Source organism: Pseudomonas sp. BF-B-15 (assembly GCF_019946675.1).
Classification (GTDB): domain Bacteria; phylum Pseudomonadota; class Gammaproteobacteria; order Pseudomonadales; family Pseudomonadaceae; genus Aquipseudomonas; species Aquipseudomonas migulae.
In genome coordinates this window covers 58,097-83,915 of record NZ_JAGYFZ010000017.1, presented here as the reverse complement: position 1 = coordinate 83,915, position 25,819 = coordinate 58,097, and the positions used below count along the sequence as shown (strand labels likewise).

28 protein-coding genes are annotated in these 25,819 nt (G+C 61.2%); 19 read left to right on the top strand and 9 right to left on the bottom strand.

The window, feature by feature from the left end; translation table 11 throughout:
- Positions 1 to 83 precede the first annotated feature (83 nt).
- From mpl to KGA97_RS08275, 3 genes are read left to right on the top strand one after another with little or no spacing between them, the layout of a single operon-like run.
- A complete protein-coding gene (mpl, locus tag KGA97_RS08285) occupies positions 84 to 1,433 on the top strand; it encodes a UDP-N-acetylmuramate:L-alanyl-gamma-D-glutamyl-meso-diaminopimelate ligase (protein WP_223480564.1) in 1,350 nt (449 codons plus the stop codon).
- Positions 1,430 to 2,062 carry a flavin prenyltransferase UbiX gene (gene ubiX, locus KGA97_RS08280; RefSeq protein WP_008035761.1) on the top strand — a complete coding sequence of 211 codons (633 nt, stop codon included), beginning with the start codon at positions 1,430 to 1,432 and terminating at the stop codon, positions 2,060 to 2,062. The genes mpl and ubiX overlap by 4 nt, the downstream gene beginning before the upstream one ends.
- Positions 2,055 to 2,339 carry a YceK/YidQ family lipoprotein gene (locus KGA97_RS08275; RefSeq protein ID WP_008035760.1) on the top strand — a complete coding sequence of 95 codons (285 nt, stop codon included), beginning with the start codon at positions 2,055 to 2,057 and terminating at the stop codon, positions 2,337 to 2,339. The genes ubiX and KGA97_RS08275 overlap by 8 nt, the downstream gene beginning before the upstream one ends.
- A 115-nt stretch (positions 2,340 to 2,454) precedes the next feature.
- Here KGA97_RS08275 and KGA97_RS08270 read toward each other — a convergent pair whose 3' ends face one another.
- The 3 genes from KGA97_RS08270 to KGA97_RS08260 all read right to left on the bottom strand — a co-directional run bounded on the left by KGA97_RS08270 (position 2,455) and on the right by KGA97_RS08260 (position 5,401).
- Complete coding sequence (locus KGA97_RS08270; protein WP_008042977.1) at positions 2,455 to 3,096, bottom strand: oxidoreductase; 642 nt, start codon at positions 3,094 to 3,096, stop codon at positions 2,455 to 2,457.
- A 27-nt stretch (positions 3,097 to 3,123) separates the two neighbouring features.
- Positions 3,124 to 4,842 carry a C13 family peptidase gene (locus tag KGA97_RS08265; protein ID WP_192230193.1) on the bottom strand — a complete coding sequence of 573 codons (1,719 nt, stop codon included), beginning with the start codon at positions 4,840 to 4,842 and terminating at the stop codon, positions 3,124 to 3,126.
- 103 nt (positions 4,843 to 4,945) lie between these two features.
- Positions 4,946 to 5,401 (bottom strand): MaoC family dehydratase, encoded by a 456-nt coding sequence (locus KGA97_RS08260; RefSeq protein WP_008035756.1) that lies wholly within the window; start codon positions 5,399 to 5,401, stop codon positions 4,946 to 4,948.
- A gap of 183 nt (positions 5,402 to 5,584) precedes the next feature.
- Here KGA97_RS08260 and KGA97_RS08255 point away from each other — a divergent pair, with 183 nt between their 5' ends.
- From KGA97_RS08255 to KGA97_RS08245, 3 genes are read left to right on the top strand one after another with little or no spacing between them, the layout of a single operon-like run.
- The gene (locus tag KGA97_RS08255) at positions 5,585 to 5,947 is read left to right on the top strand and encodes a CidA/LrgA family protein (RefSeq protein WP_008044533.1); all 363 of its coding nucleotides are present in this window, start codon (positions 5,585 to 5,587) and stop codon (positions 5,945 to 5,947) included.
- Positions 5,944 to 6,660, top strand: a complete 717-nt coding sequence (locus tag KGA97_RS08250) for an LrgB family protein (RefSeq protein WP_008035079.1) — start codon at positions 5,944 to 5,946, stop codon at positions 6,658 to 6,660. Before KGA97_RS08255 ends, KGA97_RS08250 begins: the two co-directional genes overlap by 4 nt.
- A 10-nt stretch (positions 6,661 to 6,670) precedes the next feature.
- Positions 6,671 to 7,261, top strand: a complete 591-nt coding sequence (locus KGA97_RS08245; RefSeq protein ID WP_008035081.1) for an LON peptidase substrate-binding domain-containing protein — start codon at positions 6,671 to 6,673, stop codon at positions 7,259 to 7,261.
- On the opposite strand, the gene KGA97_RS08240 is transcribed toward KGA97_RS08245, so the two are convergent.
- The gene (locus KGA97_RS08240) at positions 7,262 to 8,578 is read right to left on the bottom strand and encodes a bifunctional DedA family/phosphatase PAP2 family protein (RefSeq protein ID WP_192228054.1); all 1,317 of its coding nucleotides are present in this window, start codon (positions 8,576 to 8,578) and stop codon (positions 7,262 to 7,264) included.
- A 178-nt stretch (positions 8,579 to 8,756) separates the two neighbouring features.
- Positions 8,757 to 9,455 carry a DNA-3-methyladenine glycosylase gene (locus KGA97_RS08235; RefSeq protein ID WP_032832881.1) on the bottom strand — a complete coding sequence of 233 codons (699 nt, stop codon included), beginning with the start codon at positions 9,453 to 9,455 and terminating at the stop codon, positions 8,757 to 8,759.
- A gap of 177 nt (positions 9,456 to 9,632) precedes the next feature.
- On the opposite strand from KGA97_RS08235, the gene KGA97_RS08230 reads away from it, so the two are divergent.
- The 13 genes from KGA97_RS08230 to KGA97_RS08170 all read left to right on the top strand — a co-directional run bounded on the left by KGA97_RS08230 (position 9,633) and on the right by KGA97_RS08170 (position 22,204).
- Positions 9,633 to 10,904, top strand: a complete 1,272-nt coding sequence (locus KGA97_RS08230; protein ID WP_008044543.1) for a glutamate-5-semialdehyde dehydrogenase — start codon at positions 9,633 to 9,635, stop codon at positions 10,902 to 10,904.
- Between the two features lies 1 nt (position 10,905).
- On the top strand, positions 10,906 to 11,595 hold the full coding sequence (nadD, locus tag KGA97_RS08225; protein ID WP_085988415.1) for a nicotinate-nucleotide adenylyltransferase: 690 nt from the start codon (positions 10,906 to 10,908) through the stop codon (positions 11,593 to 11,595).
- 72 nt (positions 11,596 to 11,667) lie between these two features.
- The gene (rsfS, locus tag KGA97_RS08220) at positions 11,668 to 12,162 is read left to right on the top strand and encodes a ribosome silencing factor (protein WP_008035092.1); all 495 of its coding nucleotides are present in this window, start codon (positions 11,668 to 11,670) and stop codon (positions 12,160 to 12,162) included.
- A gap of 9 nt (positions 12,163 to 12,171) precedes the next feature.
- Complete coding sequence (rlmH, locus tag KGA97_RS08215) at positions 12,172 to 12,639, top strand: 23S rRNA (pseudouridine(1915)-N(3))-methyltransferase RlmH (protein ID WP_007937439.1); 468 nt, start codon at positions 12,172 to 12,174, stop codon at positions 12,637 to 12,639.
- Between the two features lie 9 nt (positions 12,640 to 12,648).
- A complete protein-coding gene (gene mrdA, locus KGA97_RS08210; RefSeq protein WP_008035095.1) occupies positions 12,649 to 14,544 on the top strand; it encodes a penicillin-binding protein 2 in 1,896 nt (631 codons plus the stop codon).
- A 31-nt stretch (positions 14,545 to 14,575) separates the two neighbouring features.
- A complete protein-coding gene (rodA, locus tag KGA97_RS08205; RefSeq protein ID WP_050550375.1) occupies positions 14,576 to 15,679 on the top strand; it encodes a rod shape-determining protein RodA in 1,104 nt (367 codons plus the stop codon).
- 17 nt (positions 15,680 to 15,696) lie between these two features.
- Complete coding sequence (mltB, locus tag KGA97_RS08200; protein WP_008035098.1) at positions 15,697 to 16,707, top strand: lytic murein transglycosylase B; 1,011 nt, start codon at positions 15,697 to 15,699, stop codon at positions 16,705 to 16,707.
- Positions 16,707 to 17,717: a septal ring lytic transglycosylase RlpA family protein gene (locus KGA97_RS08195; protein ID WP_008044546.1), complete on the top strand. Its 1,011-nt coding sequence runs from the start codon at positions 16,707 to 16,709 to the stop codon at positions 17,715 to 17,717. Before mltB ends, KGA97_RS08195 begins: the two co-directional genes overlap by 1 nt.
- A 183-nt stretch (positions 17,718 to 17,900) precedes the next feature.
- The gene (locus KGA97_RS08190; protein ID WP_008035100.1) at positions 17,901 to 19,058 is read left to right on the top strand and encodes a D-alanyl-D-alanine carboxypeptidase family protein; all 1,158 of its coding nucleotides are present in this window, start codon (positions 17,901 to 17,903) and stop codon (positions 19,056 to 19,058) included.
- Positions 19,059 to 19,144: 86 nt separating this feature from the next.
- On the top strand, positions 19,145 to 19,420 hold the full coding sequence (locus tag KGA97_RS08185) for a DUF493 domain-containing protein (RefSeq protein ID WP_008022933.1): 276 nt from the start codon (positions 19,145 to 19,147) through the stop codon (positions 19,418 to 19,420).
- Positions 19,420 to 20,067 (top strand): lipoyl(octanoyl) transferase LipB, encoded by a 648-nt coding sequence (gene lipB / locus KGA97_RS08180; protein WP_008044547.1) that lies wholly within the window; start codon positions 19,420 to 19,422, stop codon positions 20,065 to 20,067. The genes KGA97_RS08185 and lipB overlap by 1 nt, the downstream gene beginning before the upstream one ends.
- A 1-nt stretch (position 20,068) precedes the next feature.
- Entirely contained in the window at positions 20,069 to 21,094 is a 1,026-nt protein-coding gene (gene lipA, locus KGA97_RS08175; RefSeq protein ID WP_008035102.1) for a lipoyl synthase, read from the top strand.
- Positions 21,095 to 21,253: 159 nt separating this feature from the next.
- Positions 21,254 to 22,204, top strand: a complete 951-nt coding sequence (locus KGA97_RS08170) for an LD-carboxypeptidase (protein ID WP_223480563.1) — start codon at positions 21,254 to 21,256, stop codon at positions 22,202 to 22,204.
- Between the two features lie 109 nt (positions 22,205 to 22,313).
- Here the strand turns inward: KGA97_RS08170 and KGA97_RS08165 are convergent, their stop codons facing one another.
- From KGA97_RS08165 to lptE, 4 genes are all read right to left on the bottom strand, one after another.
- Positions 22,314 to 23,636 (bottom strand): lytic murein transglycosylase, encoded by a 1,323-nt coding sequence (locus KGA97_RS08165; RefSeq protein WP_192228051.1) that lies wholly within the window; start codon positions 23,634 to 23,636, stop codon positions 22,314 to 22,316.
- 62 nt (positions 23,637 to 23,698) lie between these two features.
- Positions 23,699 to 23,863, bottom strand: a complete 165-nt coding sequence (arfA, locus tag KGA97_RS08160; RefSeq protein WP_008035105.1) for an alternative ribosome rescue factor ArfA — start codon at positions 23,861 to 23,863, stop codon at positions 23,699 to 23,701.
- Positions 23,864 to 24,051: 188 nt separating this feature from the next.
- Positions 24,052 to 25,089 carry a DNA polymerase III subunit delta gene (gene holA, locus KGA97_RS08155; protein WP_008035107.1) on the bottom strand — a complete coding sequence of 346 codons (1,038 nt, stop codon included), beginning with the start codon at positions 25,087 to 25,089 and terminating at the stop codon, positions 24,052 to 24,054.
- Positions 25,090 to 25,128: 39 nt separating this feature from the next.
- Complete coding sequence (gene lptE / locus KGA97_RS08150) at positions 25,129 to 25,734, bottom strand: LPS assembly lipoprotein LptE (protein ID WP_008044550.1); 606 nt, start codon at positions 25,732 to 25,734, stop codon at positions 25,129 to 25,131.
- Positions 25,735 to 25,819: the final 85 nt, after the last annotated feature.

Sequence of the window (25,819 nt, the reverse complement as noted above, 5' to 3'; positions counted from 1 at the left end):
CTCCTACAGAGGCTGACACGAAACAAAGGTGCGATTTTCGCTTCCCTACGCTAACCTGCGGCCATGTTTTACGAGGTCGACTAATGCACATTCATATTCTTGGTATCTGCGGCACTTTCATGGGTTCGATGGCGGTTCTGGCCAAAGAGCTGGGCCATCACGTGACCGGCTCCGATGCCAACGTCTATCCGCCGATGAGCACTCAGCTCGAGGCGCAGGGCATTGAACTGACCCAAGGTTATGATCCCGCCCAGCTCGATCCGGCGCCGGATCTGGTGGTCATCGGCAACGCCATGTCCCGCGGCAACCCGGCTGTTGAATACGTACTGAACAAAGGCCTGCCTTACGTCTCCGGTCCGCAATGGCTGGCCGATCACGTGTTGCAAGGCCGCTGGGTGCTGGCCGTCGCCGGTACGCACGGCAAAACCACCACCAGCAGCATGCTGGCCTGGGTGCTGGAACACGCGGGCATGAGCCCCGGTTTCCTGATCGGCGGCGTGCCGCAGAATTTCTCGGTGTCGGCGCGTCTGGGCGGCACGCCGTTCTTCGTGATCGAAGCCGACGAGTACGACAGTGCGTTCTTCGACAAGCGCTCCAAGTTCGTTCACTACCGCCCGCGCACGGCGATCCTGAACAACCTGGAGTTCGATCACGCTGACATCTTCCCCGATCTGCCAGCCATCGAGCGACAGTTCCACCATTTGGTGCGGACCATCCCGAGCGAAGGCCTGGTGATCCATCCGACCACCGAGCCGGCATTGCAGCGCGTGATCGAGATGGGCTGCTGGACCCCGGTGCAAACCACCGGCGCCGGTGGTCAGTGGCAGGTCAAACTGCTGAGTGAAGACGGTTCGAAATTCGAAGTGATGTTCGAAGGCGTCGCTCAAGGCGTGGTCGATTGGGACATGACCGGCCAGCATAACGTTGCCAACGCACTGGCCACCCTGGCAGCCGCGCGGCATGTCGGTGTTGTGCCATCGATGGGCATTGCCGCGTTGAGCGCGTTCAAAAGCGTGAAGCGCCGGATGGAAAAGGTCGCCGAGGTCCGCGGCATTACCATCTATGACGACTTTGCCCATCACCCGACGGCCATCGCCACGACCCTCGACGGTCTGCGCAAACGCATCGGCGACGCGCCACTGATCGCCATCATCGAGCCGCGTTCCAACTCCATGAAGCTCGGCGCGCACCGCGACGGCTTGCCGGAAAGTGTGGTCGATGCCGATCAGGTGATCTGGTACGCACCCGCCAACCTCGGTTGGGATTTGGGCGCGATCGCTGCGTTGTGCAGTGTGCCGTCGATTGTCAGCGAATCGCTGGAAGGCATCATCGAGCGCGTGAAGAGCCAGGCGCAGCCCGGCACTCACGTGGTGATCATGAGCAACGGCGGCTTCGGCGGCCTGCACGGCAAACTCGCCGAGGCGCTGCAATGAACAACGGCCCGGAACGCATCACGCTGGCGATGACCGGCGCTTCGGGCGCCCAGTATGGTTTGCGCCTGCTGGACTGCCTGATCCGCGAAGACCGCGAGGTGCACTTCCTGATTTCCAAGGCTGCGCAACTGGTGATGGCCACCGAGACTGACGTCACGCTGCCGCCGAAAACCCAAATGATGCAGGCCTTCCTCACCGAGTACACCGGCGCTGCCGCCGGGCAGATTCGGGTGTACGGCAAGGAAGACTGGATGTCGCCGGTGGCCTCGGGCTCCGGTGCGCCGTCGGCGATGGTGGTCGTGCCGTGTTCGACCGGTACGCTGTCGGCCATTGCCACCGGTGCCTGCAACAACCTGATCGAGCGCGCCGCCGATGTCACGCTGAAGGAGCGTCGCCAGCTGATTCTGGTGCCGCGTGAAGCGCCGTATTCGAGCATTCATCTGGAGCACATGCTCAAGTTGTCGAACATGGGTGTGACCATTTTGCCGGCGTCACCGGGCTTCTATCATCAGCCACAAACCATCGATGACCTGATCGATTTCGTGGTGGCGCGGATTCTCAACCTGCTGAACATTCCACAAGACATGCTGCCGCGTTGGGGCGAGCATCATCTGACCAGCGATGAATAAGCTGCTGACGATTGTGCTGGCGCTGCAACTGGCGGGGTGCGCCACGGCACGCACGCTGGATGCTGCCAAGCCTGGGGCACCGGTGGTGTATGCGGGCACGCGCCTGGATTTGTACGCCCTGAATGGCGGTTGCTGTGCGATGGATCGTTTTGGGGCAGAGGCGCCGAGCTATCCGGGTGTCGATCTGCCGGCCAGCGCGTTGCTTGATACGCTGCTGTTGCCGTTGTCGGTGTTGACGGTGATCGGCGTGAGTTTTCAGGCGACGGGTGGATTGTAGGAGAGCGCTTCGCGCTCTATCGCGAGCAGGCTCGCTCCCACATTGGATTTGTGAGCGACACAGATCAAATGTGGGAGCGAGCCTGCTCGCGATGGTTCATCCCTGACTCAACAAATTACTTGCCTAGCTTCCTCAACTCATCCGACTCGACAATCCGTATCCCATCCTGTTCTTCCAGCGCCAGTCGCCACATCGCCCTGGCCAGTTGGCAAGCTTCGATTCCGCGGTATTTGCCGGGGATCAAGCGGGACAACGGACCGGCGACCTGCTCGGCCAGACGCGGTTCGAGGCGTTCACCCAGCAACACCGAAGGTCGACAAATGGTCAGCTGTGGCCAGTTTTGTGCGCGCAATGCGTACTCCATCTCGCCTTTGACCCGGTTGTAGAATACCGAGGATCTGCGATCGGCCCCCAGGGCGCTGATCACGATCAAGTGTCGCGCACCCATTTCCCGCGCCCGTTTGGCGAAGGCCACTACCATGTCCAGATCGACCGCGCGGAACGCCGCTTCCGAGCCGGCCTGTTTGATCGTGGTGCCGAGGCAGCAGTAGGCGATGTCGACGCGACCGCTGAGTTGCGGCAGGAACATCGCCGGGTCACCGACCGGGTTTTCCAGATGCGGATGCTCGGCCAGCGGCCGGCGTGAGGGGGCCAATACGCGCGTGATCGTGGGCTCGTTGAGCAGGCGATCAAGCAAGTGTTCACCGGTTAACCCGGTAGCTCCGGCAAGCAATACGTGCTGAGGCGTCAAGTACATAATATGTCCCCCTTGATACTGATCAGCTTAGTTGCTCTTTGCGTCCTTGCTGTCGATAGAGACACTTTGTAGCGCTTTTCGTGCCTGCTGTTTGCGTAATAGCTGCCAATGGGAGAGAACGGTTTTCGGCGCCCAGATTTGCGGTTCAGAGGCTTCGAAACTGTCCGCCAATTCACGCTCGGCCACGGAGGCCTTGGCCAGCTTGAAGGCTTGTTCCAGGTCGTCGGTCTGGTTCAGGGCCTGGGCGAACAGCGCGTCGCCGAAGTAGGTGAAGTTGGCTTCTTCCGAGCACCCGAAGGACACGCGGTCGGCGCGCGACGCGGTCATGATCAGGGTGCGTTCGTCCTTCAGGGCGGGGATGAAACCACCGGAGTAGCAAGACGAAATCACGATGATCTTGTCGCGGTTTTTCAGCGGGGCGAGCACGGCGCCGAGTTCGTTGGCCGGCAGGTCGGACAGCTCCATGCGTGGCTGGTCGAGCACCAGTTCGTGCTCGCTGGTGCCGTGGCTGGTCAGGTAGATGAAGATCAGGTCTTCCGGGCCGCTGCGCTCGGCCAGCGTCAGCGCCGCACGGCGCAGGTTTTCCCGGGTGGCCATCGGCCGGTCGACGAGGTGGTCGCGATGGTTCACCAGGCGGATCTGGCCAAACGCACCGAAACGGCTGGTGAGCATGTTGCTGACGTAATCGGATTCACGCAGGAACACGCTCTGCTTGCCGTCACCGCCGACGGTCAAGGTGTACAACTCGATCGCCGGGGTCGAAGCCGGCACATTGGCCAGCGCGTCTTCGAGCAAGCGGCCCTGGGCCAGCAAGCCGAGTTCAAGGCTGTCGGGCAACAGCTTGCCGTCGGCATCGCGTACTCGCTGACCATTGGCCCACGTGCCGCTCTGCACGGTGCCATCGGTCAGCACCAGCGTGCCGCGTCCCTGATAACTGTCGCCGTCGAACTGGCCGATGTAGAAGCTGCCATCTGAAAGGTTCAGTCGGCCCTGACCGGTGAAGCGCCAGTCGCTGAACTGGCCGATGTAGTGGCTGCCGTCGGCGCCGATCAACTCGCCTTTGCCATTCAGCGAGCCTTCCTTGAACTGGCCGAGCCAGACATCACCGTCGGCGTTTTCGTAGCGGCCCTTGCCGTGCAGTTGGTTGTTCTTGAAGCTGCCGACGTAAATGTCGCCTTCAGCGCTGTTGAATGTCCCGTTGCCTTCCAGCTGACCGTCCTTGAAATGCCCGGTGAACTGATTGCCGCTGGCGTCGCCACGCTGGCCTTCGCCGTTGGGTTTGCCGTGGGCGAACTGACCTTGATACGAGCTGCCGTCTTCGAGTTCCAGACGGCCGAGCCCCGAATATTGATCGGCCTTGAATTCGCCGCGGTAGGTCATGCCGTTTTCTTTGAGGGTGCCTTCGCCTTCGCGCCGACCCGCCTTGAAGCCGCCGGTGTAGCTGCTGCCGCTGGTGGTCAGCGTGCCCTGGCCGTCGAACAGCCCCAGGTTGAAATTGCCGCGATACAGCTCGCCGTTGCTGCCGTGCCATTCGCCCTGGCCGTGCCACTGGCCCTTGTCGAAACTGCCGGCGTACCAGCTGCCGTTCGGGTAATCGACGCGACCCTGGCCTTGCAGCAATCCGTTGACCAGGTCTCCGCGATAGCGGCCGCCGTCCGGCAGGCGCGCATCGGGCGGCAACAGCGATTCGCTGTCGCCGCAAGCGGTGAGCATCAGGGTCAAGGCAATGAGTGCAAGTGAGCGCATAGCGGGATCCGGGCAATTAGGCGACCGAGTATGCCGCAGCTCTATGACTGAGATATAGAGAGAGGTCGCGAAACAGCGTGAGCTGCTTCGCATCCGGGAGCGTTTACACGAAGCAGAGCGACAGTGGCTCGGCGATATAGGCCGGTTTGTCCGAACCTTCGATCTCGAGCGTGGCGGTGGCCTTGAGCAACCATTGGCCGGGCTTCTTCTCGGTGACTTCGGTCAGGTCGACCTTGAGGCGCACTTTCGAATTGACCTTGACCGGCTGAATGAACCGCACGCTGTCGAGGCCGTAATTGACCACCATCTTCAAGCCTTCAGGCAGGATGAGGATGTCTTCCATCAGTTTCGGGATCAGCGACAGCGACAGGAAACCGTGGGCAATGGTGCTGCCAAATGGCGTTTGCGCGGCTTTGACCGGGTCGACGTGGATGAACTGATAGTCTCCAGTGGCTTCGGCGAACAGGTTGATGCGCTCCTGATCGATAGTTAGCCATTCGGAACGTCCAAGTTCCTTGCCGACATAATCTTTGAGCTCTGCAACTGGAACATAGGGCATTGAGACTCTCCTTGGGTTCATCGGTTTTATAGTTTTGAGGTGGGGGGATTTGACCTCCCGGATTACCACTTTAGATCAACATGGCAAATTGCTCCGGTCAACTGACCATGCTTTTGGCGAATGCCGGTCTATAGCGTTGGCATGCTTATAATGCCGGGCGCGATTTTTCGGGGGAGAGGACGGATGTTGTTACGTGGCCTGACCTGGCTGGTGTTGTTCCAATTGCTGGGCACCGCCATCAACCATTTGTTTTTGCCGGTGCTGCCGGGGCCGATCATCGGCCTGCTGCTTCTGCTGGTGTTCCTGATCAGCCGTGGCCAGGTCGGCGAGCCGTTGAGCCTGGCGGCCGGCAGCCTGCTGCGTTACCTGCCGTTGTTGCTGGTGCCGCCGGCCGTGGGCGTGATGGTTTACGCCAAGGACATTGCCGCGGACTTCTGGGCCATCGTCGGCGCACTGGTGTTGTCGCTGCTGCTGTCCATGGCTTTCGCCGGTGTGCTGATGCAACGCATGGTCAAACGCCACGCGCACCGCGAGGACTCGCAATGATCTTCGACTGGCAGGGCGCCTGGGTGTCGGTGATTCATCATCCATTGTTCGGCATCGGCATCACCCTCGGCGCCTATCAGCTGGTGTTGGCGGCGTTCGAGAAAACCCGCTGGATTTTTCTGCAGCCGGTGCTGGTCTCCATGTTGTTGGTCATTGGCGTGCTGGTTGGCTGCGGCCTGACCTACGCCGAGTACCGCAAGAGCACCGAGATCCTCAGTATTTTGCTCGGCCCGGCCACCGTTGCGCTGGCCGTGCCGCTTTACCTCAACCTGCGGCGGATTCGGCAGTTGTTCTGGCCGATATTTACTACGCTGGTGATAGGTGGCGTGATTGCCACCGGCATGGGCGTGTTGCTGGGGTGGTCGTTTGGTGCCGAGCACATGATCCTGATGACCATGGCGCCGAAGTCGGTGACCTCGCCGATCGCCATGCTGGTGGCCGAACAGATCGGCGGCGTCGCGGCGCTGGCGGCGGTTTTTGTGTTGATCACCGGCGTGATCGGGGCGATCTTTGGGCCGAGCCTGCTGAACCGGCTCGGCGTCCACAGCCCCGAGGCGCGCGGCATGGCGCTGGGCATGACAGCCCATGCGGTGGGCACGGCCGTGGCGATGCAGGAAAGTGAAGAATGCGGCGCCTTCGCGGCGCTGGCGATGAGTCTGATGGGCGTGGCCACGGCGGTGTTCCTGCCGTTGGCGGTGTCGATGGTGGTGTAAGGAAATGTCTATGAGCTTGCCGCTTTTCCCGCTGAATACGGTGCTGTTTCCGGGCTGCATCCTCGACTTGCAGATCTTCGAGGCGCGCTACCTGGACATGATTGGTCGCTGCATGAAACAGGGCGGCGGCTTCGGCGTGGTGTGCATCCTTGAGGGTGAAGAGGTCGGCATCGCCCCGTCAGGTTATGCGCTGGTCGGGTGTGAGGCGCTGATCACCGATTTCAAGCAGCAGGACAATGGCCTGCTGGGCATTCGAGTGCAGGGCGGGCGGCGTTTTCACGTGCTGCGCACCGAAGTTCAGCGCGATCAGTTGACCGTCGCCGAGGTCGAGTGGCTGGAAGACGAACCGGAGCAACCCTTGCAGGATGAGGATGCCGACCTCGTCGCACTGCTCAAGGCCCTGGCCGAACACCCGATGGTCGAAGCGCTGAACATGGGCACCGAAGCGACCGGGCAACAGTCGCTGGCCAATCAGTTGGCGTACCTGCTGCCATTCGCCGAGGTGGACAAGATCGACCTGCTGCAACTCGACGATCCGCAGCAACGACTGGATGCGATCCAGGCGCTGCTCGATGAATTGCAGGGTGAGTTGTTCGCCTGATCAATAGGCATACCGCAACATCGCGTGCGGTAAATGCCGCAACGCAAAGAAGCCGAATAACACCACCATCGCCGGCAATACCAGCCACCAGACTTTGGGTGGCATGGCGTTGAGCGGTGTCTGGCGCTGACTCAACCCCAGACTCGCCGCACACACGCACGCCGCCAGCATGGCGCCGGCCAGCACATCCGTTGGCCAGTGTGCGCCCAGGTACACGCGTGACAAGGCAATCGCCAGCGCCGGCAGGCAACCCAGCAGCAACCAGGTCAGGCGCATCCTTGGCGGTTGTCCGCGACCGGCCAGCACGGCGAGCGTCAGAAACAGCGCGAAAGAGCCCGAGGCATGGCCGCTGGGCATGCTGTAGCTGGTAAGCGGGTCGCTCAGGACTTCCGGGCGCAACCGGGCGAAAAAGTGTTTGGTGAGCGTATTGCCGAGTGCGGTGACGAGCAGTGTGCTGCCGGCGAAAATCGCCTGTCGCCATTGCCGGGTCAGCAGCAGCAAAACGGTGAGCAGGGCGCTGAACAGCAGCATATTGCGGAACTCGCCGATCAGGGTGAAAGTCACGGCGACTTCATCGAGCATCGGGCTGCGGTGTTCCTGCACCAGGGTCATCAAGCCCTGGTCGAGAGCGGTGAGGTGCGGGTAGCCGATAAACAATCCGGCCAGAATCAACAAGCTCATGCTGGCGATCAGTATCGTGGCCTTGCGATGACGGCGCAGGCTGCTGGTTGCGCTCAGGCCGACCATCACGGCGATGCTGCCGGCGACGATCCCGGCCTCAGGCCAGAAACCTTCCGGTAATGGCAAGCGAATCGCCGCGCCCGTGGCCCAGCCGGGCAGCAGGTAGGCGACGCTCCAGCCGGCAGTGGCCAGCAGGCTGACGGCAACGAAGCGCGGGAACGGCATGTCGAACATCCCGGCGACCATCGGCAGCATCGGCCTTAGTGGCCCGATGAATCGTCCGACCAGCAGGCTGGCGATGCCATAGCGCTGGAAGTAAGCCTCGGCACCGGCGATCCACTCCGGGTGATGGCGCAGGCCGGGCAGGCGCCGAATGTTCTGATGGAAATGTCGCCCAACAAAGTAGGAAACGATATCGCCCAGCACGCCGGCGACGAATCCCAGCAGCAAGGTTTCGCTCAACGACAGTGCACCGCTGCCGGCCAGCACGGCGACGGCAAACAGCAACACCGTGCCGGGTACGATCAGTCCGGCAATCGCCAGGCATTCCACGAAGGCTACGATGAACACCGCCGCAGCCAGCCATTGCGGGTTGACCGTCAGCCATCCGGTCACGCTATCGAGCCATGGGCCCATAAAAACAACTCCATTGAATAATCAATTGGCCTCAAGGGCCGAACACAATCTTCAAAACACTACAGACCCTTGTAGGAGCAAGCTTGCTCGCGATGGCGGAGTGTCAGGCAACATCTGCTTCGACTGTCAGACCGCTATCGCGAGCAGGCTCGCTCCTACAGGGGGGGGGCACAATTATTCAGGTCAGCAAAAAATAATCGCGACCTTCGACCTGCCCCCGTCGCAGCGGGTTTCGCGTGCAATACGGCGCGTAAGCCGCATCGACGAAGCGGTACATCAGATGCTCATCGCGCCCATGGGGAATACCCAGGCGTGTGGTTTGAATGATGTGACCCGGCGCCGGGCCGACATCCTCCACCAGCAGCACTTCATGATCAAAACGCTTGGCGTCCCATACCGGCACCTTCAAACCCAGCGCCTTGCACAACAGCGTTTGCCCGGCACAGAGTTTTTGCGACGGGCGAGGGCGGCCCTGGGCGTCGGGATTGTTCAGCAGCATCTGCGCCAGGCTTGCCGGGCCGCTCAACTCATCGACCCACGGATACGCGGATTTGATCAAAACCGCATTGCCCGGACCTTGAGCGCTGAAATTCAGGGAATCGCCGCCCCGGGCGTAATACATATAAATGTGGCCGCCATCCAGAAACAAAGCCTTACGCTTTTCTGTGTAGCCGAGAGAGGCATGGCTGCCTTTTTCTTCGAAGTAATAGGCTTCGGTCTCGATGATCCGGGCGCTGAGCCACAGTTCACCGACCCGATGCCGTATGACTTTGCCAAGTAAATCCCGGGCCAGCGTTTGCGCATCCCGGTCGAAAAATGCGTCCGGGAGCCCGGTGGGCAGGCCCGCAGCGGTCGCACGAACAGTCAGGTTGGACATGATGAGCGGCATTTATCAAAGCTGATTGAGTCGTGATGATAACAATTTGCAGCTTAATCACGGCTGAACGTCGGCAAATTGCCCTCCATTTCGACCATCCGCCCGTCACCGCTGTTAGTCAGGGGACGCGACAGCTATAATCTGCCGCTTTCATCTTTGCCAAGATCACAGCAGACAATGACTGAGTCCGTTCTCGACTACATGACCCGCCTGGGTCGCGCCGCCCGTGAAGCGTCGCGCATCATCGGCCGTGCCAGCACCGCGCAGAAAAACCGCGCCTTGCAGGCGGCTGCCAATGCGCTGGATGCTGCGCGTGCCGAGCTGACGGCCGCCAATGAGCTGGATCTGGCGGCTGGTCGAGCCAATGGCCTGGAACCTGCGCTGCTGGAACGTCTGGCGCTGACCCCGGAGCGTATCGACGGCATGATCGTCGGTTTGCGCCAGGTTGCAGCGTTGCCGGACCCGGTCGGCGCCATTCGCGACATGAGCTTCCGTCCGTCGGGGATTCAGGTCGGCAAGATGCGTGTGCCGCTGGGCGTGATCGGGATCATTTACGAATCCCGGCCCAACGTGACCATCGACGCCGCCAGCCTGTGCCTGAAGTCCGGCAACGCGACCATCCTGCGCGGCGGTTCCGAAGCGATTCATTCCAACCGTGCCATCGCCGCCTGCATCCAGCGCGGCCTGGCCGAAGCCGATCTGCCGGCCGCCGTGGTTCAAGTGGTCGAAACCACCGACCGTGCCGCCGTTGGCGCGCTGATCACCATGCCTGAATACGTCGACGTCATCGTGCCCCGTGGCGGCCGTGGCCTGATCGAGCGCGTCAGCCGTGATGCGCGCGTGCCGGTGATCAAGCATCTGGACGGTATCTGCCACGTTTACGTCAGTGCCCACGCCGATCTGCCGAAGGCCCAGCGTATTGCCTTCAATGCCAAGACTTACCGTTATGGCATTTGCGGTGCGATGGAGACGCTGTTGGTGGATCAAACCGTTGCCAAAGATTTCCTGCCGTCGATGGCTGCCCAGTTCCGCGAAAAAGGCGTTGAACTGCGGGGATGCGAGCGCACTCGGGCGATCATTGAGGCCGCAGTGGCCACTGAAGAAGACTGGCACACCGAGTACCTGGCGCCGATCCTCTCGATCCGCGTGGTCGACGGGCTGGACCAGGCCATCGAGCACATTAATAAGTACGGCTCCCATCACACCGATTCGATCGTCAGCGAAAACCTTGCAGACACCCGGCGTTTCGTCGCGGAAGTCGATTCGTCGTCGGTGATGATCAACACCCCGACCTGCTTCGCTGATGGCTTCGAATACGGATTGGGTGCCGAGATTGGCATTTCTACTGATAAGCTGCACGCCCGCGGCCCGGTGGGTCTCGAAGGTCTGACCTGCGAGAAGTACATCGTGGTCGGTGATGGCCAGTTGCGCGGCCAGGCGTCGGTCTGACTTGGGCGACCTTAATCCGTCGGCCCCGGTAACCACCAGCGAACCTGCGCCTCGACGTATTGGCATGCTGGGCGGGACGTTCGACCCGGTGCACATCGGCCATTTGCGCGGTGCGCTGGAAGTCGCCGAAGCGCTGGCGCTCGACGAGTTGCGCCTGACACCGAGTGCCAGGCCGCCGCATCGCGGTACGCCGCAGGTGTCGGCGAAGGACCGTCTGGCGATGGTCGAGTGCGCGGTGGCCGGTGTGGCGCCGTTGGTGGTGGACGCCCGCGAATTGCAGCGGGACAAGCCGTCCTACACCATCGACACCCTGGAACTGATGCGTGCCGAACTGGCCGCTGAAGACCAGGTTTTTCTACTTTTGGGCTGGGACGCATTTTGCGGCCTGCCCACTTGGCACCGCTGGGAAGAGTTGCTCCAGCATTGCCACATCCTGGTGCTGCAACGCCCGGATGCCGACAGCGAACCGCCGGATGCCTTGCGCAACCTGCTGGCAGCGCGCTCGGTGAGCGACCCGCTGGCCCTTAAAGGGCCGAGCGGACAGATTGCATTCGTCTGGCAGACGCCGCTCGCGGTATCCGCCACCCAGATCCGTCAACTGCTGGCCAGCGGTAAGTCGGTACGTTTCCTGGTGCCCGACGCGGTCCTGGCCTACATCGATGCGCACGGACTTTACCGTGCGTCGAACTGAAAAAGGGTGCGCTTCAAGGCACGTGAATGCGTGTAGCGAAGCGCCCGAACATACGAGCAAAACGAGTTTTATATGACTGACAAAGACGTAGCTAAAGTAAAGCGCAAAGGCACATTCAAGAGCGCCCCGCTGCCAGTAGAAGCTCCAACCGGCCCTGAGCTGGCTGGCGAAGCGCTGGTCAAGGTTGCCGTGGCAGCCCTGGAAGACGTGAAGGCCCAGGACATCCAGGTCATCGACGTTCGTGAAAAGCAGAGCATCACTGACTTCATGATCATCGCTACCGGTACGTCCAACCGCCAGATCGGCGCCATGCTGGACAAGGTCCGCGAAGCCGTCAAAGCCCAGGGCGTCAAGCCTTTGGGTGAAGAAGGCAAGGGCGACAGCGACTGGGTCCTGCTGGATATGGACGACGTCATCGTGCACATGATGACCGCCTCGGCTCGCCAGTTCTACGACCTGGAACGCCTGTGGGCCGGTGCAGAGCAGAGCCGTTCGGCCAGCGCTGCGCATCACAGCCCGGAAAACACCCACGAGCATTTCACCAAGCTCAACAAAGACCAGCTGTAAGGGATTGCTGTGCGACTGCGACTGATCGCCGTCGGTTCACGCATGCCCAAGTGGGTGGAAGAAGGCTGGCATGAATATGCCAAGCGTCTTCCGTCCGAGCTGGCGCTGGAACTGGTGGAAATACCGCTCAACACCCGTGGCAAGAACGCCGACGTGGCACGCTTCATCCGTCAGGAAGGCGAAGCCATGCTGGCCAAGGTCGGGCCGAACGAGCGCGTTGTCACCCTCGAAGTCCACGGCAAGCCCTGGAGTACCGAGCAGTTGGCGGTCGAGCTCGATCGCTGGCGGCTGGACTCGCGCACGGTGAATTTCATGGTCGGCGGCCCCGAAGGGCTGGCGCCGGAAGTGTGTGCGCGGGCCGATCAGCGCTGGTCGTTGTCACCGTTGACGTTGCCGCACCCGCTGGTGCGGATTCTGATCGGCGAACAGCTGTACCGTGCCTGGACAGTTCTGTCCGGTCACCCTTACCACAAGTAGTTCTGCCTCATGTCCCAGCCGATCCGCATCAAGGACCACGAAAAAGACGCCCGTCTGGTGCGTGGCCGCGTCGTGTTCGGGGCTATTGCAGTGGTGGTGCTGATCGGCGTGCTGATCGCTCGCCTGTATTTCCTCCAGGTGATCCAGTACGAGTACCACTCGACCCTGTCGGAAAACAACCGCGTCCATGTGCAGCCGATTCCGCCGACCCGCGGATTGATCTTCGACCGCAATGGCGTGGTGGTGGCCGACAACCGGCCCAGCTTCAGCCTGAGCATGACCCGCGAGCGTTCCGGCGACTGGCAGCAAGTGCTCGACGTGATCGTCGAAGTGCTGGAACTGACGCCCGAGGATCGGGTGATCTTCGAGAAACGCATGCGCCAGGGGCGTCGGCCATTCGAGCCGGTGCCGATCCTGTTCGAGCTGACCGAAGAGCAGATCGCCCGCATCGCCGTGAACCAGTTCCGCCTCCCGGGTGTGGAAGTGGTTGCGCAGCTGGTGCGGCATTACCCGCAGGGCGCGCACTTTGCGCACTCGGTGGGTTACATGGGGCGGATCAACGAGAAAGAGCTGAAGTCTCTCGATCCGGTCAATTACAGCGGCACCCACCACATCGGCAAGACCGGCATCGAGCGTTTCTACGAGCCCGAGCTGCATGGCCAGGTGGGTTACGAAGAAGTCGAAACCAACGCACGAGGCCGCGTTCTGCGGGTGCTCAAGCGTACCGATCCGATTCCCGGCAAGGACATCGTCCTGAGCCTGGACATCAAGTTGCAGGAAGCGGCCGAAGCGGCACTCGGCGGTCGCCGTGGTGCGGTGGTCGCGCTGGACCCGAAAACCGGCGAAGTGCTGGCAATGGTCAGTCAGCCGAGTTTCGACCCGAACCTGTTTGTGACCGGCATCAGCTTCAAGGCTTATTCCGAACTGCGTGATTCCATCGACCGGCCGTTGTTCAACCGCGTGCTGCGTGGTCTTTACCCGCCGGGTTCGACCATCAAGCCCGCGGTGGCCATTGCGGGCCTGGACTCGGGCGTTGTCACCGCGTCGACCCGGGTCTTCGACCCCGGCTACTACATGCTGCCCAATTACGATCACAAGTATCGCAACTGGAACCGTACCGGTGACGGCTACGTCGATCTGGATACGGCGATCATGCGGTCCAACGACACCTACTTCTATGACCTGGCCCACAAGCTGGGGATTGATCGCTTGTCGGCCTACATGGGCAAGTTCGGCATCGGCCAAAAGGTCTCGCTGGACATGTTCGAAGAGTCGCCGGGGCTGATGCCGTCCCGTGAGTGGAAGCGCGCGACCCGTCGCCAGGCCTGGTTCCCGGGTGAAACGCTGATTCTCGGGATCGGTCAGGGATACATGCAATCCACGCCGCTGCAACTGGCCCAGGCCACGGCGCTGGTGGCCAACAAAGGCGTGTGGAACCGTCCGCACCTGGCCAAGACCGTCGAAGGCGAGCGGCCGAAGGATGACAACCCGATGCCGGACATCATCCTGCGCGATCCGTCCGACTGGACCCGGGTCAACCACGGCATGCAGCAAGTGATGCACGGTGCGCGCGGTACGGCGCGTAAGGCTTCGATCGGCGCGCAATACCGGATCGCCGGAAAAAGTGGTACCGCCCAGGTGGTCGCGATCAAGCAGGGCGAGAAGTACGACCGTTCGAAGGTTCAGGAACGTCATCGCGACCACGCCTTGTTTGTCGGCTTCGCGCCGGCCGACGACCCGAAAATCGTGGTGTCGGTGATGGTCGAGAACGGCGAGTCCGGTTCCGGTGTCGCCGCGCCGGTGGTGCGTCAAGTCATGGACGCCTGGCTCCTCGACCAGGACGGCCGACTGAAAGCCGAATACGCCAGCCCTATCAGTGCGGAGGCTACGGCCCGTGAAGAGTAATTTCGATCGCATCCTCTCCAGCGAGGATGTGATGCGTCGCCGTGCGACGCTGTTGCAACGCATGCACATTGACGGCCCGCTGCTGATCCTGCTGCTGACCCTCGCCGCCGGCAGCCTGTTCGTGCTGTATTCCGCCAGCGGCAAGAGCTGGGACCTACTGGCCAAGCAAGCCACTTCCTTCGGCATCGGCCTGGTGTCGATGATCGTCATCGCCCAGTTCGAGCCGCGCTTCATGGCCCGTTGGGTGCCGGTCGCTTATGTCGTCGGCGTGCTGTTGCTGGTGGTGGTGGACGTCATGGGCCACAACGCCATGGGCGCCACGCGCTGGATCAACATTCCGGGGGTGATCCGCTTCCAGCCTTCGGAGTTCATGAAGATCCTGATGCCGGCGACCATCGCCTGGTACTTGTCCAAGCGCACCTTGCCGCCGCAGCTCAAGCATGTGGGCGTCAGTCTGTTTCTCATCGGATTGCCGTTCATTCTGATCGTGCGTCAGCCTGACCTCGGCACTTCGCTGTTGATCCTGGCGGGTGGGGCATTCGTTTTGTTCATGGGCGGGCTGCGCTGGCGCTGGATCATCAGCGTGCTGGCCGCCGCCGTGCCGGTGGCCGTGGGGATGTGGTTTTTCATCATGCACGACTACCAGAAGCAACGAATCCTGACGTTCCTCGACCCGGAAAGCGATCCGCTGGGCACCGGCTGGAACATCATTCAGTCGAAAGCCGCCATCGGTTCCGGCGGCGTGTTCGGCAAGGGTTGGCTGCTGGGCACGCAATCGCACCTCGATTTCCTGCCGGAAAGCCACACCGACTTCATTATTGCGGTGATGGGTGAAGAGTTCGGCCTGGTGGGCATCTGCGCACTGCTGCTGATTTACCTGCTGTTGATCGGTCGCGGGCTGGTGATTACCGCCCAGGCCCAGACATTGTTCGGCAAACTGCTCGCGGGCGCCCTGACCATGACGTTTTTTGTTTACGTTTTCGTCAACATCGGTATGGTCAGTGGCCTGTTGCCGGTTGTAGGGGTGCCGTTGCCGTTCATTAGCTACGGAGGAACTTCGCTGGTAACGCTGCTGTCAGCGTTTGGGGTTTTGATGTCGATCCATACCCATCGCAAGTGGATCGCACAGGTTTGAATAAGGTGAAGATTTCAATGCAAGTAATGCGTGGCTGGGCGACTCGATACGCGCCATGGGTCGGCCTGGTAAGCATCCTTGGCACAGCGCAGGACGCGTTGGCCGGCGATTACGAAGGCTCACCCCAGGTGGCCGGCTTCGTCGGTGAAATGACCCGCGACTACGGTTTTGCCGGTGAACAGCTGATGGGCGTGTTCCGCGAAGCCGAGCGCAAACAGTCGATTCTGGACGCGATCTCCAAGCCCGCCGAGCGGGTCAAGCAGTGGAAAGAATATCGCCCAATGTTCATCACCGACGCGCGTATCGCACGCGGCGTGGATTTCTGGCGGCAGCACGAGGCGGTACTCGCCCGTGCCGAGCAGGAATATGGCGTACCGGCCCAGGTGATTGTCTCGATCATCGGCGTTGAGACCTTTTTTGGTCGAAATACCGGCAATTACCGGGTAATCGACGCCTTGTCGACCCTGGGTTTCGACTATCCTCCCCGTGCCGAATTCTTCCGCAAGGAATTGCGTGAATTCCTGTTGCTGGCCCGGGAAGAGCAGGTCGATCCATTGACCCTCAAAGGTTCCTACGCCGGGGCGATGGGCTTGCCGCAGTTCATGCCGAGCAGCTTCCGCGCCTATGCGGTGGACTTCGACGGTGACGGCCACATTAATATCTGGACCAATCCGGACGATGCCATCGGCAGCGTCGCCAGTTACTTCAAGCGTCACGGCTGGGTGGCCGGCGAACCGGTGGTCAGCCGCGCCGATGTGCGTGGCGATCAGGTCGACGAAGGTTTGACCACCGGCATCGAACCGACTAAAACCGTCGGGGAGTTGCGGGCTCTAGGGTGGTCAAGTCATGATGCGCTGCGCGATGATATGCCGGTCACGGCATTCCGCCTGGAAGGTGACAATGGCCCTGAATACTGGATGGGCCTGACGAATTTTTACGCAATCACGCGTTATAACCGCAGCGTGATGTACGCCATGGCAGTACATCAACTGTCTGAACAGCTGGTCCAAGCACGGGGCGTCAAGTAATGCGGGCATTGCCTATGAATAAACCCCTGAAGCTGATGGCATTCGCCGCGTTGGCAGTGCTGGTCGCCAGTTGTTCGACCAGCCGCGCACCGTCACAGAAATCATCCACCGCCGTGCGCTCGGCGCCGGGGCTGGACATCAACCGCGCCCACAAAGATGGCGCACCGTGGTGGGACGTCGACGTATCGCGCATCCCGGATGCCACGCCGACCCTGCACACCGGCCCTTACAAAGCCAACCCGTACACCGTGCTGGGCAAGACTTACTTCCCGCTGCAAGAATCCAAGACCTACGTCGCCTCGGGCACGGCGTCCTGGTACGGCACCAAGTTCCACGGCCAGAACACCGCCAATGGCGAGGTTTACGACCTGTATGGCATGAGCGCCGCTCACAAGACCTTGCCACTGCCGAGTTACGTTCGGGTGACCAACCTCGACAACAACAAGTCAGTGATTTTGCGGGTCAATGATCGTGGGCCGTTTTACTCGGATCGCATCATCGACTTGTCCTACGCTGCCGCGAAGAAACTCGGCTACGCCGAAACCGGTACCGCACGGGTCAAGGTCGAAGGCATCGACCCGCAGCAATGGTGGGCGGCCAAAGGCCGTCCGGCGCCTTTGATGCTCAACGAGCCGCAAGTAGCGCAAAATGCCGCGCCGACGATTACCGCTTCTGCCGGCACGGTCGAGCAATGGACGCCGCCGCCGCAGCAACACGCCGCGGCCGTCGTACCCGTGCAGATCGATGCAAAAAAAAACGCTTCTGTACCAGCCTCTGGCCAGTATCTGCAGGTGGGCGCGTTCGCCAACCCGGACGCTGCAGAACTCCTGAGATCGAAGCTCAGCGGGATGGTGAGCGCTCCGGTGTTCATCAGCTCGATCGTGCGTAATCAACAGACACTGCATCGGGTGCGCCTGGGGCCGATCGGCTCGCCGGGTGAAATCCAGCAAGTGCAGAACAGCGTGCGCCTGGCCAATCTCGGTTCGCCGAGCGTGGTCACCGCCGAGTAATACGTAGTACTTGATTGACGGTTCACTTGCGGTTTTGAGGGGTGAACCTGGTTGTTGGCTCGTTGAAGAACAAAAGCCCGGCAAGGGTACTGAGTGAACGACTGAACACGCGATGGCCCGTCAGAAGGTCATCTAGATTAGTTTTGCCTTCGGGCAGTTTCCATTAGCGATTTCGAGAGACGGATGAACATCACCACCTTTGCCAAACGCCTGTGCCTTCTAGTCCCGCTGCTCCTCTCGCCTGCCGCTTTCGCGGTCGAGATGATGCCGTCGCCGCCACAACTGGCCGCCAAAGCCTATGTGCTCATGGATGCCAGCAGCGGCAACGTGCTGGTCGAGAACAACGGTGACCAGCGTCTGCCACCAGCCAGCCTGACCAAGCTGATGACCGCGTACATCGCGACGCTGGAAATCCGTCGCGGCCAGATCGGCGAAAACGACCCGGTGACCGTCAGCGAAAACGCCTGGCGCACCGGCGGTTCGCGGATGTTCATCAAGGTCGGTTCGCAAGTGACCGTCAGCGACCTGCTGCACGGCATCATCATTCAGTCGGGTAACGACGCCAGTGTTGCGCTCTCCGAGCACATCGCCGGCAGCGAAGACGCTTTCGCCGACATGATGAACAAAACCGTGGCCGACCTGGGCATGACCAACAGCCACTTCATGAACCCGACCGGTCTGCCGAACCCTGAGCACTACTCGTCGGCTCACGACATGGCCGTGCTGGCTCGCGCGATCATCCACGAAGACCCGGCTCACTATGCGATCTACTCGCAGAAAGAGTTCTTCTGGAACGGCATCAAGCAACCTAACCGTAACCTGCTGCTGTGGCGCGACAAGACGGTCGACGGTCTGAAAACCGGCCACACCGATGAAGCCGGCTACTGCATGGTGTCTTCGGCCGTACGTGATGGCATGCGCCTGATCGCCGTGGTGTTCGGCACCAACAGCGAAGTGGCACGTGCGTCGGAAACCCAGAAGCTGCTGACCTACGGTTTCCGTTTCTTCGAAACCCAGACCTTCTATCAGAAAGGCGCCGAGCTGGCTCAGGCCCCTGTCTGGAAAGGCTCCACCAATCAAGTCAAGGCCGGCCTGGCTGAAGACCTGACCATGACCCTGCCAAAAGGCCAGCTGAAAAAGCTCGCTGCCAGCATGACCATGAACCCGCAACTGGTTGCGCCAATCGCCAAGGGCGACGTGATCGGTAAAGTCGAAGTCAAACTGGACGACAAGGTGGTGCACAGCGCTGACCTGATCGCTCTGGATGGCGTCGAAGAGGGTGGTATCTTCCGTCGCATGTGGGATAGCATCCGTCTATTCTTCTACGGCTTGTTCAACTGAATTAGTGTGCACCTGCATGGTCCCGCGCTCATCCGGCGCGGGGTCATGCCCGTCGCCACGGCTTACGCTTACGAGGCCGTTACGCCATGACCGATACTGAAGTAAAGGCGCCCAAGATCGAATTCCCCAACGTTGATTACCCGGTTAAGGTGATCAGCGATACCGGTGTTGGCAACAAAGACAGGATCATCGAGATCGTCAAGAAACACGCGACGATCAACCATGACCGTGTGGATGAACGCCAAAGCACCAACGGCAAATACACCACGATTCAATTGCACATCGTCGCCACCGACCAGGACCAGCTGTACAACATCAACAGCGAACTGCGGGCTACCGGCTTCGTGCACATGGTGCTGTGATGTCTGGCACGCTGGGCTTTCGCGAGCTCGGCCAGATGGCGTACGAGCCGGTCTGGCATGCCATGCAACGCTTCACCAACGAACGCGGCAGCGATGCCGCGGACGAAATCTGGCTGGTTGAGCACCCACCGGTGTTCACCCAGGGCCAGGCCGGCAAGGCCGAGCACTTGTTGCTGCCGGGGGATATTCCGGTGGTGCAGGTCGATCGCGGTGGTCAGGTGACTTATCACGGTCCCGGCCAGTTGGTCGCCTATCTGTTGCTCGATGTACGCAAGCTGGGTTTCGGCGTGCGTGACCTGGTCACCCGCATGGAACTCTGCCTGATCGAGCTGCTGGCCAGCTACGGCGTGACGGCTGCGGCCAAGCCGGATGCACCGGGTGTCTACGTCGATGGGGCGAAAATCGCTTCCCTGGGTCTGCGGATCCGCCACGGTTGTTCCTTTCATGGCCTGGCCCTGAACGTGGACATGAACCTGGAACCGTTTCGACGGATTAATCCCTGCGGCTACGCCGGGCTGGCGATGACCCAGCTGAGCGATCACGCAGGATCGATTGAATTTGCCGAGGTAAGTGCCCGGCTGCGCGCGCAGCTCGTCAAACACCTCGACTATGCTGAGCAGACGACCCTAACGGGCGGAATCGACTGATATGACTACTGATGCAGTGCAAACCATGATCCCGACGCTGGATGTCACCGAGCGTCCGGCCCCGCGTGCCAAGGTTGAAGCCGGCGTCAAGCTGCGCGGCGCCGAGAAGGTTGCACGCATCCCGGTAAAGATCATTCCTACCACCGAACTGCCGAAGAAACCTGACTGGATCCGCGTGCGCATCCCGGTTTCCCCGGAAGTCGACCGCATCAAGGCGTTGCTGCGCAAGCACAAGCTGCACAGTGTGTGCGAAGAAGCGTCCTGCCCGAACCTGGGCGAGTGCTTCTCCGGCGGCACCGCGACCTTCATGATCATGGGCGACATCTGCACCCGTCGCTGCCCGTTCTGCGACGTTGGCCACGGCCGTCCGAAACCACTGGACGTGAATGAGCCGGAAAGCCTGGCCATTGCCATCGCCGACCTGAAACTGAAATACGTAGTGATCACTTCGGTTGACCGCGACGACCTGCGTGACGGCGGTGCCCAGCACTTTGCCGACTGCATCCGCGAAATCCGCAAGCTGTCGCCGAACGTGCAGCTCGAAACCCTGGTCCCGGATTACCGTGGGCGCATGGACGTGGCGCTGGAAATCACCGCCGCCGAGCCACCGGATGTGTTCAACCACAACCTGGAAACCGTGCCGCGCCTGTACAAGGCTGCGCGTCCGGGTTCGGACTACCAGTGGTCGCTGACCTTGCTGCAACGCTTCAAGCAGATGATGCCGCACATTCCGACCAAGTCCGGCCTGATGCTGGGTCTGGGCGAGACCGACGAAGAAGTCATCGAAGTCATGAAGCGCATGCGCGAGCACGATATCGACATGCTGACCCTCGGCCAGTACCTGCAACCGTCCCGCAGCCACTTGCCGGTGCAACGTTTCGTGCACCCGGACACCTTCGCCTGGTTCGCCGAGGAAGGTTACAAGATGGGCTTCAAGAACGTCGCTTCCGGTCCGTTGGTACGTTCCTCGTACCACGCCGACGAGCAGGCGAAGCTGGTAAAAGCTGAACTGATCTCGTCGTTGTAACAATACGCCCGCAAGGCTTTTCAGCCTTGCGGGCATTTTTTTGCCGTGCCTACGGCAACTACAGTCTTTTCCTGCACGCTGTGGGGCGACTGTCCCTCTTCTGTTTATTCCCGTTCCTGACTACTGTGTGCAGAAGCTTTCGCGCAGGGAGATTCATGGATGACCGTTCGACCGACCCACACTCTTTTTCCCCACAAACCCGTTCCGGCCTTGCCCTCGCAAGGGCTGATCGGCGTCATTGCGCCCGCAGGCCCCGCTGCACTGGACACCGATAAGGCCATCAGCTGGATGCGCGCGCGCGGTTACGCGTTGCGGATTTTCCCCGGTGTGTATGAGCAGGACGGCTACCTGGCCGGCAGCGACGATGTGCGGCTCAATGACCTGCACGCCGCGTTCGCGGACAGCGAGGTCGATGCGATCATTTGCCTGCGCGGTGGTTACGGCACGCCGCGTTTGCTCGATCGCATTGATTTCGAACTATTGCAGAACAACGCCAAGCCGTTCATCGGCTACAGCGACATCACCGCGCTGCACATGGCAATCAGCCGTTATGCCGGGTTCGTGACTTTTCATGGCCCGCTGCTCAACGCTGATTTGTTGGGGGACAAGCAAAAACCTACCGAGTCCTCGTTTTTCAACATGCTCAGGGGGCAGGTGAAGGCCGGCAGTGTGTTGACGCACCCGGTGGCTTACCCGTTGACCACAATCGAGCCAGGTATCGCTCACGGGCGCTTGCTGGGCGGTAATCTGTCGATGATTGCCGCGACCATGGGCACGCCTTATGAAATCGAGGCCGAGGGCGTCATTCTGTTTATCGAGGACATCAACGAGCCGTTGTATCGCATTGACCGGCTGCTGACTCATCTGCGGCTCGCAGGCACGCTGGGCAAGTTGCGCGGCGTTCTGGTGGGGGATGTGGCGGGGGTCGATTCGATTGCGCTGGAGCGGTTGCTCAAGCAGACGTTCGAGCCGTTGCGGATTCCGGTGTTGTCGGGGTGGCGCAGCGGGCATTGCGATCCGAACCTGACGCTGCCGATGGGGGCACTGGTCCGGTTGGATGCGGGTAATAAGGAATTGGTGTTGGAGCAGGATGTAGTCATCAAGCGATAGTTTTACAGCGCCTGATAGTCAGTCTTCGCGGGCAAGTCGGATCGCCGCACCGCTCGCTCCTACAGGTGTTACATGTTTCCTGTAGGAGCGAGGCTTGCCCGCGAAGCTTTTAGCGGTTACGCAAGCCTTCGAGCAGCTTATGCGTCGGATACCCGTCCGCCGGCCAGCCAAACGACTGCTGGGCGCTGCGGATCGCTTTGCGGGTGTTGGCGCCGATGATGCCGTCGGCGGTGCCCGCTTCGTATTTCTGCGCGCTCAACAAGTTTTGCAGCTCGATCCGTTCGGTACGGCTCAGCGGCAAATCATCCTTGGGCCAGGTGCCATTGATGAACCCCGCGCCGTTGAAGCGCTCGGACAACAAACTGACGGCCAGCGCATAGGACGACGAGTTGTTGTACTTGAGGATCGCACGGAAGTTGTCGAGCACCAGGAATGCCGGGCCACGATAGCCCGCCGGCAGCAGCAGGGCCGCGGACAGGTGTTCCGAGCCGGCCGGAACCTGGCCGCCGTTCGGCAGCGTGACGCCCAATTGCTGCCATTCGGCGACGCTCTTGCGGATCGAGCCATCGGCCAGCACGTAGTTGAAGCTGCCCGGCAGCTGCACTTCAAAGCCCCATGGCTGGCCTTTCTGCCAGCCAGAGCTTTGCAGGTAGTGCGCGGTCGACGCCAGGGCGTCGGCGGAGCTGCCCCAGATGTCGCGACGGCCGTCGCCATCAAAGTCCACGGCGTGGGTGTTGTAGGTGGTCGGGATGAACTGGGTCTGGCCCATGGCGCCGGCCCAGGAGCCGAGCATTTTCTCTGGCGCGATGTCGCCCTGTTGCAGGATCTGCAGGGCCGCGATCAATTGCGCGTGGGCGAAACCAGGGCGCCGGCCTTCGTAGGCCAGCGTCGCCAGGGAGTTGATCACCGACTTGCTGCCCTGAAACTGGCCGAAGTTACTTTCCATGCCCCACACCGCGACCAGTGCCTGACGATCGACGCCGTAGCGTTGTTCGATGCTTTGCAGGATGTCGGCGTACTGGCTGACCAGTGCCTGACCTTTGCGCACGCGCAGCGGCGACAGGGCGCCATCGAGGTATTCCCACACCGGGCGGGAAAACTCCGGTTGGCTGCGGTCGGCACGGATCACGCTGGTGTCCAGGCTGACATTGGCGAAGGCGCGGTCGAACAGGTCGGCGCGGATGCCGGCGGCCAGCGCATCCTTGCGGAAACCCGCCTGCCATTCGGCAAAGGTCTGGGTCGGCTGGATGTCGAGATTTTCACCGGTCGGCACCACGGGCGGGATCACCGCAGGGGCTGTCGCGACGGGAAGGGTCTGAAGCGGTTGGGCGTCGGCGGCGGTCGGTTTTTCCGCGCAGGCGACAAGCAGAACGAGGCTGGAGGCAGCAATCAATTGGCGCAAATGCCAACGACGGGAAATACAAAGGGGCATGCACGGGTCCAGGGAATACGGATCAGGTGCAGACCTTAACATGTTGAGCGATGGCTTGCCTTTCAGGCCGCCAGAAAGTAAGAAGCCTCCCAGTTGTCAGACTGGAAGGCTTCGCGGCGGTAGCTGCCTTTGCCCTTGCCGGCTCGTTCCTGACGGCTGCGGAACAGTGGCTGGGCGATGATGGATTTTGCCTTGTTGGGGCCATGTTTAGATGGCTTTTTGCTCATGATCGGATCTCTCGATTGGGTGGGGTTTTGCGGGGGAAATAATCTGCCGAAGTTGGGGTTCTGTCTAGACCCCACATTGCGTAGGACCTTTCGGACGTCTTCGCGGGCAAGCCTCGCTCCTACAGGTTTAGCATCGGATCTGTAGGAGCGAGGCTTGCCCGCGAATGGCCGTGATGCGGTCGAACGCCTTACTCGGCAGGCAATGTCAGCCGCTGTCCGGCCATCAACAACGACAACCGACTCAAACTCATCCACGGCGAACCCGCCGCCTGACCTTTGATCTGTGCGTCGATGCGCTGTGCTTCCAACAACAACTGTGCCCAGCGTTGCGCCGAGTAACGTTGCAAGGCTTTGCTCATCAGCGGTTTGCGTTTGTCCCAGACCGGCGGTCGGGCAGAGCTGAAGGCTTTGTCCAGCGGCACGCCCTGGCTGTATTGCAGCGAGAGGTTGGCCAGCAAGCGCAGTTCCCGGGCCAGCGCCCAGAGAATCACCGGCGGTTCGACGCCTTCACCGCGCAGCCCTTCGAGCATGCGCAGGGCGTGAGCGGCTTCGCCGTTGAGAATCGCGTCGGTCAGGCCAAAGACATCGAAGCGCGCGCTGTCTGCCACCGCGGCTTGCACGGTTTCGACGGTAATCTGCCCGCCTTCAGCCATCAGCTTGAGCTTTTCGATCTCTTGCGCGGCCGCCAGCAAGTTGCCCTCGACTCGCGCGGCGATCAGTTCCACGGCGTCCTGGCTGGCGGACAGGCCTGCCTGGGACAAGCGCTGCCGGATCCAGCCCGGCAACTGGCTGGCGTCCACCGGCCAGATTTGCACGAACTGAGTGTGCTGACCTTCGACCAGCGCCTTGCCCCACTTGGTTTTCTGCGCGCTGCCGTCGAGCTTCGGCAGGCTGATCAGCAACACGGTGTCTTCGGCCGGTCGCGAGCAGTACTCGATGAATGCGGCTGCACCTTTGTCACCGGGTTTGCCGGATGGCAGACGCAGTTCCAGCAGGCGTTTTTCAGCGAACAACGACATGCTTGCGCCGGCTTGCAGCAGCGTTCCCCAGTCGAAACTGGCTTCGGCGGCGAACACCTGGCGTTCATCGAAGCCCTGTTGACGGGCGGCTGCGCGAATGGCGTCGGCGGCTTCCTGACACAGCAGCGGATCGTCGCCACTGATGATGTAGACCGGCGCGAGCGTACCTTGCAGGTGTTTGGCGAGTTGGGCGGGGGCGAGTTTCATAGGCGAGGGCAAACGGGGCGCCTGAGCGCCCCGTAAGTCTTACTGCTGCGGGATTTCGACAGGCGACTGACGCGGCGTTTCCGCTTCAGCCTTTTGCGCTGCTTCCAGTGCCGCGGCTTCAGCCTTGGCCCTGGCTTCGGCGGTTTCTTGCAACTGATCCAGCTGAGATGGCGTGAGCTGTTGCATGCGGATCATCATGCGTTGAACCATTTCACGACGCGTGTCCCTGCGGGCATCGGCGGCTTCCTGGTCGGAACCCACCAGGTTGTTGCCGTCGTGAATGAAGACTCGCTGAGTTTCAATCTTGTCGCTCACCAGCAGCAGGTCGTTCCGACCCAGGATGACGTAGTCGAGCACGGTATTCAGCTCATACTCGCCAGTACGGCCGGCGCCTGCGTAGCTGAGAATGCGCTGGGTTTCTTTTTCGTCGGCCAGCACCAGTTTGTAAGGTGCGCCGCTGTGGACATTGATGCCGCTGTTTTCCATCACCTGACGCATGAGCGTCACGGTTTCACCGTAGGAATTGCGCGCGCTCAGGTCGATTTCCTTGATCGCCATTTCATAGGTGCCGGTGCCGCGCAGCTGGAAACCGCAGGCGCTCAACAGGACCGCGAGGCCCATCACCAGCAAATTGCGTTTGATCATCTTGTTGCTCCCCTTGAAACCATGTGGGCCGATCATGCGGCCCGAAAGGTTTTACTCGGCGCCAGGCTCACCTGGCGCCTGATCC